This is a genomic window from Caballeronia choica (assembly GCF_001544535.1).
Classification (GTDB): domain Bacteria; phylum Pseudomonadota; class Gammaproteobacteria; order Burkholderiales; family Burkholderiaceae; genus Caballeronia; species Caballeronia choica.
Genome location: NZ_FCON02000056.1, coordinates 1 through 16,570 on the forward strand (window position 1 = coordinate 1; position 16,570 = coordinate 16,570).

Genomic DNA, 16,570 nt, shown 5'->3' on the forward strand with positions numbered 1-16,570 from the left:
TTTGTCGCGTATGACGACGCAACGAAGGCAGCAATCACGCTGGGCGGCACGAACGGCACGCAGATCCACAACGTGGCAGCGGGTACGGCAGCCAAGGACGCGGTCAATCTGGGCCAGTTGCAGGGTCTGGGCGCGACGGTCGACTCGAGCGGCAACGTGACGAACTCGTTCGTGGCGTATGACGACACGACGAAGGGCAAGGTCACGTTCGGCGGCAAGGGTTCGACGACGCCGGTGACGCTGGCTAATGTCGCAGCAGGCAAGGCCGGTACGGACGCGGTGAACGTCAACCAGTTGGAAGCGCTTGGCGGCAAGCTCGACTCGCTCGGCAATGCAACGAACGCCTTCGTCGCATATGACAACGCAAGCAAGGCAGCAGTCACGCTGGGCGGCACGAACGGCACGCAGATCCACAACGTGGCAGCGGGTACGGCGGCGAAGGATGCGGTCAATCTGGGCCAGTTGCAGGGTCTGGGCGCAACGGTCGATTCGAGCGGCAACGTGACGAACTCGTTCGTCGCGTATGACGACACGACGAAGGGCAAGGTCACGTTCGGCGGCAAGGGTTCGACGACGCCGGTGACGCTGGCTAACGTAGCAGCAGGCAAGGCCGACACAGACGCGGTGAACGTCAAGCAGTTGAACGACATCGGTGTAAAGACCGATTCGAGCGGCAACGTGACGAACCCGTTTGTCGCGTATGACGACGCAACGAAGGCAGCAATCACGCTGGGCGGCACGAACGGCACGCAGATCCACAACGTGGCAGCGGGTACGGCAGCCAAGGACGCGGTCAATCTGGGCCAGTTGCAGGGTCTGGGCGCAACGGTTGATTCGAGCGGCAACGTGACGAACTCGTTCGTCGCGTATGACGACACGACGAAGGGCAAGGTCACGTTCGGTGGCAAGGGTTCGACGACGCCGGTGGTGCTGGCCAACGTAGCAGCAGGCAAGGCCGGTACGGACGCGGTGAACGTCAACCAGTTGAATGCTATCGGCGTAAAGACCGATTCGAGCGGCAACCCGACGAACGCCTTCGTCGCGTATGACAACCTGGGCACGAAGGACAAGGTCACGCTGGAAGGCACGTCGGGCACGAAGATCACGAACCTGACGGCGGGTGATGTCAGCTCGACGAGCAAGGACGCGATCAACGGTTCGCAGTTGTACAAGCTCGGATCGACGACCGCTGCAGCGCTGGGCGGTGGTGCCGCGCTGAATCCGGACGGCACGATCAAGGCTCCGACGTACAACGTCGCGGGTACGGACTACGCGGATGTGGGCAAGGCCCTCGATGCAGTGGCGAAGAACGGCGCCGGCACGGATTCAGTGAAGTACGACACGCCGTCGCACGACAAGATCACGCTGGGCGGCACGGCTGCCCCGGCACCGGTAAAGTTGACGAACGTCGCTGATGGCGTCGATGCAACCGACGCAGCAACGGTCGGCCAATTGAACACCCTGGCGACCGACTTCAAGTCGGTCAACACCAGCCTGAAGTACGTCCGTTTCGGCGCGAGCGTTGCAGCAACGGCTCAGGCTTCGGGCACCGACTCGGTCGCGATCGGCGGCAACGCCTTCGCGAACGCGGCTGGCGCGCTGGCAATCGGCCGTGACTCAGTGGCAAGCGGCAGGAACTCGGTCGCGATCGGTATCGGTTCGCAAGCCAGCCAGGCGAACGTCGTGTCGTTCGGTAGTGCGACGGTGCAGCGCAGGCTTACGCAAGTGGCCGACGGTCAGGATGACAACGATGCAGTCAACCTGGGTCAGGTGACGCAGTTGATCGCCGATTCGAAGGCGAAGAGCACGCGCTCGCTGACGATGATGAGTCAGAGCGTCACCCAGCTCGCCGCTTCGACGATCACGCCGGCGGACATGATCAAGGCAGGTCCGACGGACAAGCAAGGACAGATCGAAGCCCTCGGTACGGATTCGGTCGCCATCGGCCTGAACACGCACGCGAACGGTGACCAGTCGGTCGCGATCGGTACGAACACGAGCGCTGGCCGCGAAGGTTCGGTTGCAATCGGTAACTCGGCAGTTTCGAGCGGCGTGGGTTCGACGGCAATCGGCGTCAACGCGGAAGCAACGAACGGTGCACGTGCGCTGGCTATCGGTAACTATGCTCAATCGGGTTCGACCGACAGCATCGTGATCGGTAACAACTCGAACATCGGCGACACCGCCAACGCGACGACGGACAACGCCATCGCAGTCGGTTCGAAGAATCTGGTCAAGGGTGCGAACTCGGTCGTCTTGGGTAACAACGTCTCGGTGACGGGTACGAGCTCCTTCGTTCTCGGCAGCAACACGAAGGTCGCGGGTGTCAACAGCGTGATCCTCGGTGCTGGCAGCGATGGTTCGCAAAGCAACGTGGTCTCGGTTGGCGCGAAGGATAGCGAGCGCAAGATCGTGAACGTGGCAACGGGCACGGGCGATACTGACGCAGTGAACGTCAAGCAGTTGAACGACAAGGTTGCAGGTCTTGGCACGGGCGGCGGAACGAGCCTCGTGACCCAGTCTGCTGCTGACCAGGACGTTCTGGTTGCAGCAGCGACGGCCGGTACGCACGTGAACTTCGCAGGCACCGCAGGTCCGCGTGAGCTGACCGGTGTTGCAGCAGGCACGGGCGACAACTCGGCAGCAACGGTTGGTCAGTTGAAGCCGGCGGTCGCGGCACTTGGCGGCGGCGCAGCAGTTGGCGCGGACGGCAAGGTGACAGGCCCGACATACAACGTCCAGGGCGGTACGCAGAACAACGTCGGTGCCGCACTCGGTGCGCTGGATAGCGGTCTTAACGACGTGAAGACCCAGATCGGCAAGGTCGGTACCAGCCTCGTTACGCAGGACACCCCGACGAGTGCCATCACGGTCGGCGCTTTGACGGGCGGCACGGAACTCAACATCGCCAACAAGGATGGTGTTGCTCGCAAGATCACCAACGTCGCAGCCGGTGATGTGAGCTCCGACAGCCTGAACGCGATCAACGGTTCGCAGTTGTTCTCCGCTGGTCAAGGCCTGGCAACGGCGATCGGTGGCGGCGCAGCGCTGAACAAGGATGGCTCGATCACGCAGCCGACGTTCGTCGTTGGCGGTACGTCGGTGCATAACGTCGGTGACGCACTGTCGAACATCGACGGCCGTGTGACGTCGAACACGACCGACATCGCTGGCATCAAGCAAACGCTGACCACCATCGGTTCGTCGGCAAACTCGGTGTCGTACGACTCGACGGCGCACGACAAGGTCACCTTGGGCGGCACGGCTGCCACGACGAGCACGTCGCTGACGAACCTGACGGACGCAAATCTGTCGGCTACCAGCACGGACGCAGTGACGGGCAAGCAGTTGTTCGCCACGAACGCCAAGGTCGACGAGTTGGGCACGGCGATCAAGAACGTCAGCACGACGGGTAGCTCGGTAGTCGCTGTGGGTCCGATCGGTTCCGGCAGCACGGGTCCGGCGCCGACGGCAACGGGTTCGGGTTCGCTCGCAGTCGGCAACGGCGCCAACGCAGGTGGCGATGGCTCGCTGGCCCTCGGTAACGGTGCTGGTGCTGCCGGCAACGGTGGCGTTGCAGTGGGCGCCGGCTCCTCGTCGGGCGGCAAGGACTCGCTGGCTCTCGGCCACAACGCTAAAGCTCCGGCAGACAATGCCGTCGCGCTGGGTGCCAACTCCGTCGCCGATCAGCCGAACACGGTCTCGATCGGTTCGGAAGGCAACGAGCGTCGTTTGACCAACGTCGCGCCGGGCATCAACGGCACGGACGCGGTCAACATGAACCAGTTGGGCGCAGTGCAGTCGGGCTTGAACGACGTCGCTCGCAAGTCGTACGGCGGTATCGCGGCAGCTACGGCGCTGACGATGATCCCGGACGTCGACGCGAACAAGACGCTGTCGATCGGCGTCGGCGGCGGCACGTACCGCGGTTATGCGGCAACGGCCATCGGCGGCACGGCTCGCATCACGCAGAACATCAAGGTTCGCGTGGGCGCGGGTTGGAGCTCGAGCGGCACGACGGTTGGCGCTGGCGCTTCGTATCAGTGGTAAGCCGGTAGTCTGCTAGCCGGACGTCGGGGCGGCGCATTTCGATGCGTTGTCCCCGGCGGCCGGTCCGGCCCAACAGTCGATTCGCGAGAGTCGGCCGCGACGGACGGATCGGCAACCTCTGCATCGCATCAAACAAAAAGCGGGCTCTTCTTCGGAAGAGCCCGCTTTTTTATTGATGCACGCCGAATCGCGATGCACGCCGGGCGCGCCGCCGGCTCATGCGAAGCGCGATCCGCAACGTTCCAGGCGCTGACGGTCGGTCAACCTCAAGCGCCAACCCGCCGCTTTTCAAGCACATCTTTCGCCTGCGCCAGCTTCTCCGCCAACTGCGGCCCGCGCGCCAGCGCAACACCCACCGCCAGAATATCGCCGATTGCCAGATGCGAGACTCGCGAGGTCATCGGCGAAAAGATGTCGGTATCTTCGTCGACGTTCGCGAACAGCCCCACGCTTGCCATGCGCGCGAGCGGCGAATTGCCGTGCGTGATCGCGATCACCCGCGCGCCGCCGTCGAGCGCCGACTTGCACGCGTCGAGAATGTCCTTCGTGCGCCCGGTGTTCGAGATCGCGACGACGACATCGCCCGCGCCGAGCAGCGCCGCCGACGTCGTATACGTATGGGGATCGGAATAGGCCACCGACGGCACGCCGAGCCGGAAAAACTTGTGCTGCACATCGAGCGCGGCGATGCCCGAGCCGCCCGCGCCGTAGAACTCGATGCGCCGTGCGTCGGCGAGGAGCGCGATCGCCGCCGCGACGCTGTCCGTCGACAGGCTGTTGCGCACCTGGATCAGCGCGCCGATCGTCCGGTCAAGCACCTTCGCCGCGACGCCCGCGGCCGGTTCGTCCGTGCGCACGTCGCGATAGACCGTGGGCATGTCTCCTGCGACGCTTTGCGCGAGGCGGATCTTGAATTCGCGAAAGCCCGAGAAGCCGAGCGCGCGGCAAAAACGCGCGATCGTCGGCTGACTGACGCCGACGCGCGCCGCGAAGTCGGTCATCGCGAGATCGAGCACTTCGCGCGGCGCTTCGAGGACGTAATCGGCGAGCTTGCGCTCGGACGGACGCAATTGTTCGCGCATCGCTTCGACTTGGGACAGCAACATCGGGAATCTCGCCTATGCTGGAAATTGCGTTGGACTATAGCCGATGATCGATCATGTACAAATACTACATAAAAGCATCGCCAGGAGATCAGGGATTTCCCTGATCGGCATACCAGTAAAGCTAATGGCGTCTAAGTGGACGCTTAACGGCGAGGCGTAAAAGCTCGTTGCAATCGTGTAGTTTTTCTACTAACATCGTGGCACTCGGCACAGAGACACATCGAACAGCAGTTGCCGATCCCCGCGACATTCAACCCAAGCACCTCGACGGCGTATTCACGCGGAGCGAGGCGAAGGAGTTTCGATGGTTTCCCTGCATCCGCAATTGAAGAAGGTCACCGACCGCGTGATCGAACGCAGCAAGCCGACGCGCGCAGCCTATCTGACACGCATCGCGAGCGCGCACGGGCAGTTCCCGGCACGCGGCGCGCTTTCGTGCGCGAACCTCGCCCACGGCTTCGCCGGCCTCGAAGGCCAGGAGAAGTTTGCGATCAAGTCGGTGCGCGAGCCGAATATCGGCATCGTCTCGTCGTATAACGAGATGCTCTCGGCGCACGCGCCGTACAAGAATTTCCCTGACATCATCAAGCAGGCGGCGCGCGAAAGCGGCGGCGTCGCGCAATTCGCGGGCGGCGTGCCCGCGATGTGCGACGGCATCACGCAGGGCAACGCCGGCATGGAACTGTCGCTGTTCTCGCGCGAAGTGATCGCGATGAGCACGGCGGTCGCGCTCACGCACAACATGTTCGACGCGGCGCTCTGCCTCGGCATCTGCGACAAGATCGTGCCCGGCCTGCTGATCGGCGCGTTGCAGTTCGGCCATCTGCCGACCATTTTCGTGCCGGCCGGCCCGATGACGAGCGGTCTCACCAACGACGACAAGGCCAAGGTCCGCCAGCAGTTCGCGACCGGCCAGTGCGACCGCGGCGCGTTGCTCGAAGCGGAATCGGCGGCGTATCACAGCCACGGCACCTGCACCTTCTACGGCACGGCGAACAGCAACCAGATGCTGATGGAGGTGATGGGCCTGCATTTGCCGAGTTCGGCGTTCGTCCACCCGCACACGCCGCTGCGCGACGCGCTCACCGCGCAAGCCGCGAAGCGCGTGCTCGAACTGACCGCCGAGCGCGGCCACTACACGCCGATCGGCCATATCGTCGATGAAAAGGCGATCTTGAACGGCATCGTCGCGTTGCTGGCGACGGGCGGCTCGACCAACCACACGCTGCATCTGGTGGCGATCGCGCGGGCGGCGGGCATCGTGATCGACTGGAACGACTTCGACGAACTCTCGCAGTCCGTGCCGCTTCTCGCCAAGATCTACCCGAATGGCAAAGCCGACGTGAATCATTTCCACGCGGCGGGCGGCGTCGCGTTCCTCGTGCGCAACCTGCTCGAAGCGGGCCTGCTGCACGAAGACGTGAAAACCGTCGCGGGTCCGGGACTTGCGCATTACACTCGGGAACCAAAGCTCATCGACGGCAAGCTGGAATGGGTGGCAGGCACCGAAGAGAGCCACGACACCAAGGTGCTGCGCAGCATCACGGAGCCGTTCGCGCCAGACGGCGGCCTGCGCCTGATGCAGGGCAAGCTCGGACGCGGCGTGATCAAGATTTCCGCGGTGGCGCCGGAGCATCGCGTGGTGAAGGCGCCGGCCATCGTGTTCAATTCGCAGGAAGAAGTGCAGGAAGCGTTCGACAAGGGCGAGCTCAAGCGTGATTTCGTCGCGGTCGTGCGGTTCCAGGGTGCGCGTGCCAACGGCATGCCGGAGTTGCATCGATTGACGCCGCTTCTCGGCGTGTTGCAGGATCAGGGCTTTCATGTCGCGCTCGTGACCGATGGCCGGATGTCGGGCGCATCGGGGAAAGTGCCGGCGGTGATCCACGTGTCGCCGGAAGCGTTGTTGCAAGGGCCGCTCGGCAAGGTGCGCACCGGCGACACGATCGTCATCGACGCGCAGGCTGGCGTGCTCGACATCGAAATCGATTCGAAGACATGGGCGGCGCGAGCCGTCGAGACGCCGCGCCACCAGGCGGCGAACGAAGTGGGTTTCGGCCGCGAGCTGTTCGGCGTATTCCGCAGCGCGGCATTGCCGGCGGAGCAGGGCGCATCGGTGTTCGGGGCGATGGTCGGCGAAACGCACGCGCCGCAGGCTGTGCATCATCCGCACACGACGCACGTATCGCACGCAACGCATTGAGCCACTGAGCCGCTCAGCCATGCCGGCGCAGGACCTGAGAGACAAACTCGCGGACAAAAAAACCAAAGCGCCGCACCTGACAGGAGTCGCATCACATGAAAACGGTAAGCGAAATCGTACGTCTGGGCCCGGTGATTCCGGTGCTCGCATTCGATTCGGTCGAACAGGGTGAAAACGTGTCGCGCGCGTTGCATGCGGGCGGCGTCAAGGTGCTGGAGATCACGCTGCGCACGGCGGCGGGGATCGGCGCAATCGAACGGGCGAGCCAGCTCTCGGACGACATCGTCGTCGGCGTCGGCACGATCACGAAACCCGAGCATTGCGCGCAGGCGAAGAAGGCGGGCGCGCAGTTCGGCGTGTCGCCGGGACTCACGAGGGACATGCACAAGGCGGCGCAAGACGCCGGCTTGCCGCTGCTGCCCGGTGTGATGACGCCGAGCGACATCATTCAGGCGCTCGAACTCGGCTACGAGATCGTCAAGTTCTTCCCGGCCCAGCAGGCCGGCGGCATTCCGATGCTGCAGGCGTTCCACGGCCCGTTCCCGACGCTCAAGTTCTGTCCGACTGGCGGCATCACCGCTGAAACCGCGACGAGTTTCCTCGCGCAGCCGAACGTGGTCTGCGTAGGCGGATCGTGGCTGACGCCCAAGTCGGCGCTCGCGGCGCAGAACTGGGAGGAAGTCACGCGCCTCGCGCGCGCGGCGAGCGCGCTGGCCGCGCCGGCCTGATCGGCTGACCCGGGCGCGCCAGCGTTCCACACCCGCGAAAGCCTCTGCGACCACGCGTCCCGGAGGTTTTTTTTGTATTGATGAGAGCTTGCCGATTGATAGCGGATCACTGCGGACACGCGGCAAATCGGCACGTAACAAGTAAAATCCGGATTCCTCGGCGCCACGTGTACGCTTGCCGGACGCCGCGACAAGAAGCAAGCAGGCGGCGGCAAACGCACCCGTAGCGAGAACGTCAACAAAACCAAAAGGAGGCGCTTCATGGAAGCTGTCCACGGCAGCATGCTGCTCGTCTACGCGGTCATTGCGATCGCATTGCTGATCCTGCTGATCACTCGCTACAGGGTCTATCCATTCCTCGTACTTCTGATCGTATCGCTGCTGCTGGGCCTGGCCGTCGGCATGCCGATGGACAAGATCGTCAAGGCGTTCGAGACCGGCAATGGCAACACGCTCGGCCACATCGCGGTGGTGGTGGGCCTCGGCACGATGCTCGGCAAGATGATGGCCGAATCGGGCGGCGCGGAGCGGATCGCGAATACGCTGATCCACTTGTTCGGCGAGAAGAACATTCACTGGGCGATGATGGTTGTTGCGATCATCGTCGGCTTGCCGGTGTTCTTCGAAGTCGGTTTCGTGCTGCTGATTCCGATCGCCTTCAACGTCGCGAAGCGGACCGGCAAGTCGCTGCTGCTGATCGGCCTGCCGATGGTCGCGGGGCTGTCGGTCGTGCACGGCCTGATTCCGCCGCACCCGGCCGCGCTCCTTGCCGTGCAGGCTTATCACGCCGACATCGGCAAGACGATTGCGTATGGTCTGATCGTCGGCATCCCGACAGCGATCGTCGCGGGGCCGCTCTTCGCGTTGATGATCCACAAGTACATCAAGCTGCCGGAAAACAACCCGCTCGCCGAACAATTCGTCGAAACGCATACCGAAGGACAGAAACGCGACCTGCCGGGCTTCGGCATCACGCTCTTCACGATCCTGCTGCCCGTGATCCTGATGCTGGTCGGAAGCTGGGCCGATCTCGTCTTCACGCCGAAGACGCTGCCGAACGACCTGCTGCACTTCATCGGTTCATCGGATATCGCGCTCCTGATCGCCGTGCTGGTCAGCTTCTACACGTTCGGTGCGGCGCGCGGCTTCAATCGCGCGCAGATCCAGAAGTTCTGCGGCGACTGTCTCGCGCCGATCGCGGGGATTACGCTGATCGTCGGTGCGGGCGGCGGCTTCGGCAACATCCTGCGGGAAAGCGGGATTTCGCAGCAGATCGTCGCCTCGGCGTCGCAGGCGAACTTGTCGCCGTTGCTGCTCGGCTGGTTCGTCGCCGCGCTGATTCGTCTGGCGACGGGTTCCGCGACAGTCGCGATGACGACCGCCTGCGGCATCGTCGCACCGATCGCGGCCGCGGCGGGCGGGACCGTCAAGCCGGAGTTGCTGGTGCTCGCGACGGGCGCAGGCTCGCTGATTTTCTCGCACGTGAACGATGGCGGTTTCTGGCTGATCAAGGAGTATTTCGGCATGACGGTCGGCCAGACGTTCAAGACGTGGTCGCTGTGCGAGACGATTATTTCGCTGCTGGGTTTGGGACTGACCTTCGGTCTGGCGGCGGTTGTGTAGGCATGACAGCGCCAACTCTGGTCGACAGCTTTGCATGGGACCAGAGTAAGCGCATGGGACCCGAGTAAGGCGCTAAAGCGCCAACTCGGGTCGACAGCGCCAACTCTGGTCGACAGCTTTGCATGGGACCAGAGTAAGCGCTAAAGCGCCAACTCTGGTCGACAGGAGACTTCAATGATACTGATCGCAATGGGCGTTTCGGGCTGCGGCAAGTCGCTGATTGGCGAAATGCTGGCGGAGCGGCTGAACTGCGCCTTCACCGATGGCGACACCTTTCACAGCGAGTCCAACAAGGAGAAGATGCATCACGGCATCCCGCTGACCGACGAGGACCGCTGGCCCTGGCTCCGGACGATCCGCGCCGCGATTGAGGAAAAGCAGCGCACACGAGAGACGGCTGTGTTTACGTGTTCGTCGCTCAAGCGCGCATATCGCGACATCCTTCGCGCCGGCGACCGCGACGTGACGTTCGTGTATCTGCACGGCACGGCGGAATTGCTGCGCGAGCGGCTGGGCGAGCGCAAGGGACACTTCTTCGATCCGTCGCTGCTGCAAAGCCAGCTCGACACGCTCGAGCCGCCCGGCCCGGACGAGGCGATCGAGGCGGATATCGCAATGACGCCGGATCAGATCGTCGAGAAGGTGCTTAAAGAGGTGAAAGAGCGCTGAAGCGCGGTTGCAGCAAAAAGGGCGTCCCTCGGGACGCCCTTTTTCGATCAGCCGCGTGCGTTATTTGATCCGCTTCGCCAGTTCCACCGCCTTGCCGACATACGAAGCCGGCGTCATCTCCAGCAGCAGCTTCTTCGCATCATCGGGAATCGCGAGGCCACTGATGAACGCCTGCAATCCCTCGCGCGTGATGCCCTTGCCGCGCGTCAGTTCCTTCAACTGCTCATACGGATTCTCGATGCCATACCGGCGCATCACCGTCTGCACCGGCTCGGCGAGCACTTCCCACGTGTTGTCGAGATCTTCGTTCAGGCGCGCCGCGTTCACTTCGAGCTTGTCCAGCCCGCGAATCAGCGAATCGTATGACAGCAGCGAATACCCGAATGCCACGCCGATATTGCGCAGCACCGTCGAATCGGTCAGGTCGCGCTGCCAGCGCGAAATCGGCAGCTTGTCGGCGAGATGGCGCAGCGTCGCGTTCGCGAGCCCCAGGTTGCCTTCCGAGTTCTCGAAGTCGATCGGATTGACCTTGTGCGGCATCGTCGACGAACCGATTTCGCCGGCCTTGGTCCGCTGCTTGAAATAGCCGACCGAGATGTAGCCCCACACGTCGCGGTCGAGGTCGAGCAGGATCGTGTTGGCGCGCGAGATGGCATCGAAGAGTTCGGCCATGTAGTCATGCGGCTCGATCTGGATCGTGTACGGGTTGAAGGTGAGCTTCAGCCGTTGCTCGACCACTTCCTTCGAAAACGCTTCCCAGTCGAACTCCGGATACGCCGACAGATGCGCGTTGTAGTTCCCGACCGCACCGTTCATCTTGCCCAACAGCGGCACGGCGGCGATACGCTCGATCGCGCGCGAAAGACGCGCTGCGACGTTGGCGATTTCCTTGCCGAGCGTCGTCGGGCTGGCGGGCTGGCCGTGCGTGCGCGAGAGCATCGGCTGCGCGGCGTGTTCGTGCGCGAGCTTGACGAGGCGTTCGTGCACCGAGCGCAGCGCGGGAAGGATCACGTGTTCGCGGGCACCGGCGAGCATCAGCCCGTGCGACGTGTTGTTGATATCCTCGGACGTGCACGCAAAGTGGATGAACTCGCTCGCGCGTTCCAGTTCCGGCTGGCCCTTGACCGATTCCTTCAGCCAGTATTCGACGGCCTTCACGTCGTGATTCGTCACGCGCTCGATGTCCTTGATGCGCGCGGCGTCGTGCGCGGTGAAACGCTCGACGAGTTGCAGCAGGAATTGCTCGGATGCATCGGAGAAGCGCGGCACTTCGGCGAAGCCGGCGCGCGAAAGCGCGATCAGCCAGTGAATTTCGACCATCACGCGATGCCGCATGAAGGCGGCCTCGGAGAGCCATTCGCGCAGGGCTTCGGTCTTGGCGGCGTAACGGCCGTCGAGCGGCGACAGCGCGGTGAGCGCGAAGAGGGTATCGGGACGGGTATCGGACATGGTGGCAGCCGCGGCTTGGGACGGGAGAACCACGGATTTTAACATCGGACGAGGACTAGACCGGGCGCGGGAGCGAAGGCCGACGCGGCGGCGGGCGGTTTTGATGCGAGGATCAAGCGCCGCCGACAAATCTAGTCTGCGGCGCGGAACGGGTGCATGGATTTCGCCAAAAACTACGCGGCGACCAGGCCGGGCGCGGGAGTGCCCCCAAAGTCAGGGGCAACGGGCAGACTTAATCGCCGCGCAATGCCAGATCGAGCGCCTTCAACTGCTCCGGCGTTCCGACGTTCTCCCAGCGGCCTTCATACAGTTCGCCGCTCGCCCGTCGCGCCGCGATCGTTTCGCGGTAGTAAGGCGTCAGTGCGCGCCGCGTGCCGGGCGCGAGGTCGCGAAACATCCGGGTGTCGTACACGCCGATGTTGCCGAACGTATAGCGCGGCGTGCCGTCGAGCGACAGCTTTCCGTCGTTCAGCGCGAAGTCGCCCTCGGGGTGAAAGCGCGGGTTCGGCACCATCACGAGATGCATGCCGGGTTGGTCGGACGCGGCGAGCCTGGCCGCATGCGCCGCGAGCACGCCGTAGTCGAAATCGCAGAACACATCGCCGCTGACGGCCACGAACACCGCCGGCTCGCCGCGCTCTTCGATCAGCGGCAGCGCCTGCGCGATCCCGCCGGCCGTTTCCAGCGCCTGCGTTTCCGCCGAGTAGCGCAATTGCACGCCCCAGCGCGAGCCGTCGCCGAGCGCCGCTTCGATCTGTTCGCCGAGCCACGCGTGGTTGATCACGATCGTTTCGACGCCGGCCGCGGCGAGTCGCTCGATCTGCCAGACGATCAACGGTTTTCCGCCCGCCTGGAGCAGCGGCTTCGGACAGGTATCGGTGAGTGGACGCATGCGCTCGCCGCGCCCGGCGGCGAAGATCATCGCCTTCTTGAGGGGAAACGTCATGCGGCGCGCTTAAAACGTGTAGCCGACATCGACGGCACGGCCTTCGAGCGTATCGAGCAGCCGGGCGAACGGACGCAGCGGCCGGTAGCGCTCGGCCGCCTTGCGTGCATACCCGATGAAACGCGGCAAGTCGGCGAGATATTGCGGCTTGCCATCGCGATGATAAATGCGGCTGAAAAGTCCCAGCACCTTGATGTGGCGCTGCAGGCCGATCCATTCGACCTGCCGGTAGAACTCGCCGAAGTCCGCATCGACCGGCAAACCGGCCTTCTTCGCGTGTTCCCAGTAATACGCGATGCAGTCGAGCTGGAACTCCTCGTCCCAGCTGATGAACGCATCGCGCAGCAGCGACGCCAAATCGTAGGTGATCGGGCCGTACACCGCGTCCTGAAAGTCGAGCACGCCGGGGTTCGGCTCGCACACCATCAGATTGCGCGGCATGAAATCGCGCAGCATGAAGACTTGCGGCTGGGCGAGCGCGCTTTGCACGAGCGCGGCGAAGGTATCGTCGAGCACCTTGCGTTCGCTTTCGGTAAGCACGTGCCCGAGATGCCGCCCGACGAACCATTCGGGCATCAATTCCATCTCGCGCCGCAGGAACGCTTCGTCGAACGGCGGCAGCACGCCTTCGCGCGAGGTCGACTGGAAGCGGATCAGCGCGTCGAGCGCGGCGCGCATCAGCGGCCGCGCGTTCTTTTCATCGAGGACGGAAAGATAGGACGTTGTGCCGAGATCGGTGACAAGCATGAAGCCGGCGTCGAAATCGGTTTCGAGAACCGCCGGCACATGCACGCCGGCTTCGGCCAGGAGACCCGCGACCTGCACGAACTCGCGGCACTTTTCGGGCGGCGGGGCATCGACGGCGATCAGCGTCTTGCCGGATTCCCCGCCGCTGCCGAGCCGGAAGTAGCGCCGGAAACTGGCATCGGTCGACGCGGGCGCGAGACTCGGGAGATCCAGTCGATGGCGTTCGGCGAACGTATCGAGCCAGGCGTAAAGCTGTGTAAGGCGTGCGTCGTTGGGAATGTGCGTCATAAATTCGAGGGGCAAAACATCTTGCCATATAATACCCCACGACTTTTTTAAGCGATCCGTTTTCGCCCGGCGCCCAGGCGCGAGCACCGCAGCGTCGCTATTCGATCGAGTGCCATCTTTCGTTCGCAACCGATTCCCCTTGCAGCCGCCTGCGTTTGCAAGCGGATTGCCGGATACGACTGCGCGGCTCAGTGCGTACTCGGGTGCGAGTTCAAGGCATTCAGCGCTCGCGGACGCATAACGGGATCGAACCGCCACCCATACATGCCGCCACGACAGTTTCCAATATCGATTACCAAGCGTCATGCACTGCCACGCAGACGGCGGCTCGTCGCGGCGCTGCTGGCGGCTCCCGGTCTCATGCCCGCGCTCGCGCACGCACAGCTCGCGGGCGCGGCGGCCGAGCCGCAGCCGCTCGACGGCCCCGGCAGCCTGCGCCTCGCACCGCAGCTCGAAGAGCGGCCGGTCACGCCCGGCGATCAGCCGGCCACTTTCCTCCTCGGTGACAAGGCGACCGGCACCACCGACGAGGACATGTCCGCGAAAGGCTCGGCGGAAGTGCGCAGGAACGTGTCGGTGATCAAGTCGGATGCGCTGCATTACGACCAGGACACCGACATGGCCGATGCATACGGCAATGTCAGGATCATCAGCAACGGCAATACCTTCGCCGGTCCGGAAGCGCACATGAGCGTAGAAGCGAACGAAGGCTACATGACGAACCCGAAGTACCGGTTCAACCTGTCGGGCGGATCGGGCAGCGCCGAGCGCGTCGACCTGCTCAACAACGAGCAGGCGCGCGTCGATCACGGCACCTACACGGCGTGCTCGTGCGAGTCCGATCCGGCGTGGTACATCAAGGGCACGTCGTTCGATTTCGATACCGGCGCAGACGAGGGCGTCGCGCATAACGGCGTGCTCTTCTTCCAGGGCGTGCCGATCGTCGCGAGCCCGTGGCTGTCGTTTCCGCTGTCGGGCGACCGGCGCAGCGGCCTCTTGCCGCCGACCTTTTCGCTCAGTTCGACGACCGGTTTCGAAGCGATCATTCCGTATTACTTCAACATCGCGCCGAACCGCGACCTGACGGTGACGCCGCGCCTGATGACGCGGCGCGGCGTGCAGACGGCGGCAACCTACCGTTACCTGTCGCCCACTTACTCGGGCACGATCACGGGTGAGTTTCTGCCGGACGATCGTCAGACGCACACGAACCGCTACGCGCTCTACATCCAGCATCAGCAAAACTTCGGCGGTGGATTCGCCGGGTACGTCAACTACAACAAGGTCTCCGACAATCAATATCCGGAAGACCTCGGGAACGCGTTCAACCAGTTCCTGAACGGCACGCAGTTGCTGTATCAGCAGGAAGCCGGGGTGACGTACAACAACGGCCCGTGGTCGGTGCTCGCGCGGGAGCAGCGCTGGCAGACGCTGCAGCCGTCGGTTCCGCCGTACGCGCGCGAGCCGCAGTTGAACGTGCAGTACCACAAGTACAACGTCGGCGGCTTCGACTTCGGCGCGGAAGCGGACTACACGCGCTTCACGATCACGCAAGACGGGGCGACCCAGGGCCAGCGGTTCGTCTTCAATCCGTACCTGAGCTATTCGGTCAACGCGCCGGGCTACTTCGTCACGCCGAAGGTGCAATGGCACTTCGCGTCGTATGACCTGTCGAACATCCAGACGGGCTTGCAGCCGGGCACCATAGGTTTCCTGCCGCCGAACGAGCCGAAGAACTTCACCGAATCGATCCCGACGCTCTCGTTCGACACCGGTCTCATCTTCGACCGCTCGGTGACGGTGTTTGGCCAGGACTACATCCAGACGCTCGAACCGCGGCTCTACTACGTCTACACGCCGTATCACAACCAGGACTTCGCGCCGATCTTCGACACCGCCGAAGCCGACTTCGGCCTCGCGGAAATCTACACGCCGAACACGTTCGTCGGCAACGACCGGATCGCCGATGCGAACCGCCTGACGGCCGGCCTCACGACGCGCTTCATCAACCCGGCGACGGGCGACGAACGCGCGCGCTTCGTGATCGCGCAGCAGTACTATTTCCAGAGCCAGCGGGTCACGATCACGCCGGGCACGTCGCTCGACCAGGCCAAGCACTCGGACCTGATCGCGGGTGCATCGGTCAAGCTGGGCGCGGGTTTCGCGTCGGAAACCGCGTTCCAATATAATGCCGACAACAATCAGCTCGTGCGTTCGAGCATCGGCTTCTCGTTCAGCCCGGCCGTCCGGGAGGTGGTGAACGTCGGTTATCGCTATACGCGCCAGAACGCGACCACGCTGGTGAACGAGCCGATCAACCAGATCTTGTTTTCGGCACAGTGGCCGCTCACGCTGCGGCTCTATGGCGTCGCGCGAGTGAACTACGATCTCGCGAGCCATCGGCTCGTCGACGGTCTGGTCGGCTTCCAGTACGATGCCGACTGCTGGCAATTCGGCTTCGGCATGCAACGCTACGCGAACGGCGTCACGACCACGGGCCAGTCGGCGTCGGGCACGCGCGTGCTCGCGCAGCTCACGTTCAAGGGCCTGTCGAACGTCGATAACGGTCTCGTGACCGCGTTCCGCTCGAGCGTGCAGGGCTACCAGACTCCGCCGCCTGCGCCACCGCCGCTCGCACGCTTCACCAACTACGAGTGACGGATATCGTCGACCGAGAAGCGACGCAGCGCGCGAATATCCGCAGGACAAGCAGCACACGAGCGGGCAAGACCCGTATTTGATGGAGTATCCGTGGCACATATGA

The 16,570-nt window shown here is 63.7% G+C and carries 10 protein-coding genes; 6 read left to right on the forward strand and 4 right to left on the reverse strand.

Features of this window, described 5'->3' with window-relative positions; translation table 11 throughout:
- The coding region (locus AWB68_RS22915) for a YadA family autotransporter adhesin (RefSeq protein WP_200828768.1) at window positions 1–4,050 on the forward strand (4,050 nt) is incomplete at its 5' end.
- Between the two features lie 266 nt (window positions 4,051–4,316).
- On the opposite strand, the gene AWB68_RS22920 is transcribed toward AWB68_RS22915, so the two are convergent.
- Entirely contained in the window at window positions 4,317–5,156 is an 840-nt protein-coding gene (locus AWB68_RS22920) for a MurR/RpiR family transcriptional regulator (RefSeq protein WP_087646637.1), read from the reverse strand.
- Between the two features lie 304 nt (window positions 5,157–5,460).
- Here AWB68_RS22920 and edd point away from each other — a divergent pair, with 304 nt between their 5' ends.
- The 4 genes from edd (at window position 5,461) to AWB68_RS22940 (ending at window position 10,376) form a co-directional block, all read left to right on the forward strand.
- Window positions 5,461–7,356, forward strand: a complete 1,896-nt coding sequence (gene edd, locus AWB68_RS22925; RefSeq protein ID WP_087646638.1) for a phosphogluconate dehydratase — start codon at window positions 5,461–5,463, stop codon at window positions 7,354–7,356.
- Window positions 7,357–7,451: 95 nt separating this feature from the next.
- Window positions 7,452–8,084 (forward strand): bifunctional 4-hydroxy-2-oxoglutarate aldolase/2-dehydro-3-deoxy-phosphogluconate aldolase, encoded by a 633-nt coding sequence (gene eda, locus AWB68_RS22930; protein WP_087646639.1) that lies wholly within the window; start codon window positions 7,452–7,454, stop codon window positions 8,082–8,084.
- 261 nt (window positions 8,085–8,345) lie between these two features.
- Window positions 8,346–9,707: a GntT/GntP/DsdX family permease gene (locus tag AWB68_RS22935; protein ID WP_087646640.1), complete on the forward strand. Its 1,362-nt coding sequence runs from the start codon at window positions 8,346–8,348 to the stop codon at window positions 9,705–9,707.
- Window positions 9,708–9,881: 174 nt separating this feature from the next.
- Window positions 9,882–10,376: a gluconokinase gene (locus AWB68_RS22940; RefSeq protein ID WP_087646641.1), complete on the forward strand. Its 495-nt coding sequence runs from the start codon at window positions 9,882–9,884 to the stop codon at window positions 10,374–10,376.
- Window positions 10,377–10,436: 60 nt separating this feature from the next.
- On the opposite strand, the gene purB is transcribed toward AWB68_RS22940, so the two are convergent.
- The 3 genes from purB to AWB68_RS22955 form a co-directional block, all read right to left on the reverse strand.
- Window positions 10,437–11,825 carry an adenylosuccinate lyase gene (gene purB, locus AWB68_RS22945; RefSeq protein ID WP_200828769.1) on the reverse strand — a complete coding sequence of 463 codons (1,389 nt, stop codon included), beginning with the start codon at window positions 11,823–11,825 and terminating at the stop codon, window positions 10,437–10,439.
- Window positions 11,826–12,057: 232 nt separating this feature from the next.
- Window positions 12,058–12,771 carry an N-acetylmuramate alpha-1-phosphate uridylyltransferase MurU gene (gene murU, locus AWB68_RS22950; protein ID WP_087646643.1) on the reverse strand — a complete coding sequence of 238 codons (714 nt, stop codon included), beginning with the start codon at window positions 12,769–12,771 and terminating at the stop codon, window positions 12,058–12,060.
- Between the two features lie 9 nt (window positions 12,772–12,780).
- Window positions 12,781–13,806, reverse strand: coding sequence for an aminoglycoside phosphotransferase family protein (locus tag AWB68_RS22955; RefSeq protein ID WP_087646644.1), 1,026 nt, complete (start codon window positions 13,804–13,806; stop codon window positions 12,781–12,783).
- Window positions 13,807–14,070: 264 nt separating this feature from the next.
- Here AWB68_RS22955 and AWB68_RS22960 point away from each other — a divergent pair, with 264 nt between their 5' ends.
- The gene (locus tag AWB68_RS22960; protein ID WP_087646645.1) at window positions 14,071–16,464 is read left to right on the forward strand and encodes an LPS-assembly protein LptD; all 2,394 of its coding nucleotides are present in this window, start codon (window positions 14,071–14,073) and stop codon (window positions 16,462–16,464) included.
- The last annotated feature ends 106 nt before the right edge of the window (window positions 16,465–16,570 follow it).

Bases quoted from the DNA above. Each gene is read 5' to 3' on its own strand.
- purB (WP_200828769.1), bottom strand. From the start codon at position 11,825: ATGTCCGATACCCGTCCCGATACCCTCTTCGCGCTCACCGCGCTGTCG.
- murU (WP_087646643.1), bottom strand. From the start codon at position 12,771: ATGACGTTTCCCCTCAAGAAGGCGATGATCTTCGCCGCCGGGCGCGGC.
- AWB68_RS22920 (WP_087646637.1), bottom strand. From the start codon at position 5,156: ATGTTGCTGTCCCAAGTCGAAGCGATGCGCGAACAATTGCGTCCGTCC.
- AWB68_RS22960 (WP_087646645.1), top strand. From the start codon at position 14,071: ATGCCGCCACGACAGTTTCCAATATCGATTACCAAGCGTCATGCACTG.
- eda (WP_087646639.1), top strand. From the start codon at position 7,452: ATGAAAACGGTAAGCGAAATCGTACGTCTGGGCCCGGTGATTCCGGTG.
- AWB68_RS22955 (WP_087646644.1), bottom strand. From the start codon at position 13,806: ATGACGCACATTCCCAACGACGCACGCCTTACACAGCTTTACGCCTGG.
- edd (WP_087646638.1), top strand. From the start codon at position 5,461: ATGGTTTCCCTGCATCCGCAATTGAAGAAGGTCACCGACCGCGTGATC.
- AWB68_RS22935 (WP_087646640.1), top strand. From the start codon at position 8,346: ATGGAAGCTGTCCACGGCAGCATGCTGCTCGTCTACGCGGTCATTGCG.
- AWB68_RS22940 (WP_087646641.1), top strand. From the start codon at position 9,882: ATGATACTGATCGCAATGGGCGTTTCGGGCTGCGGCAAGTCGCTGATT.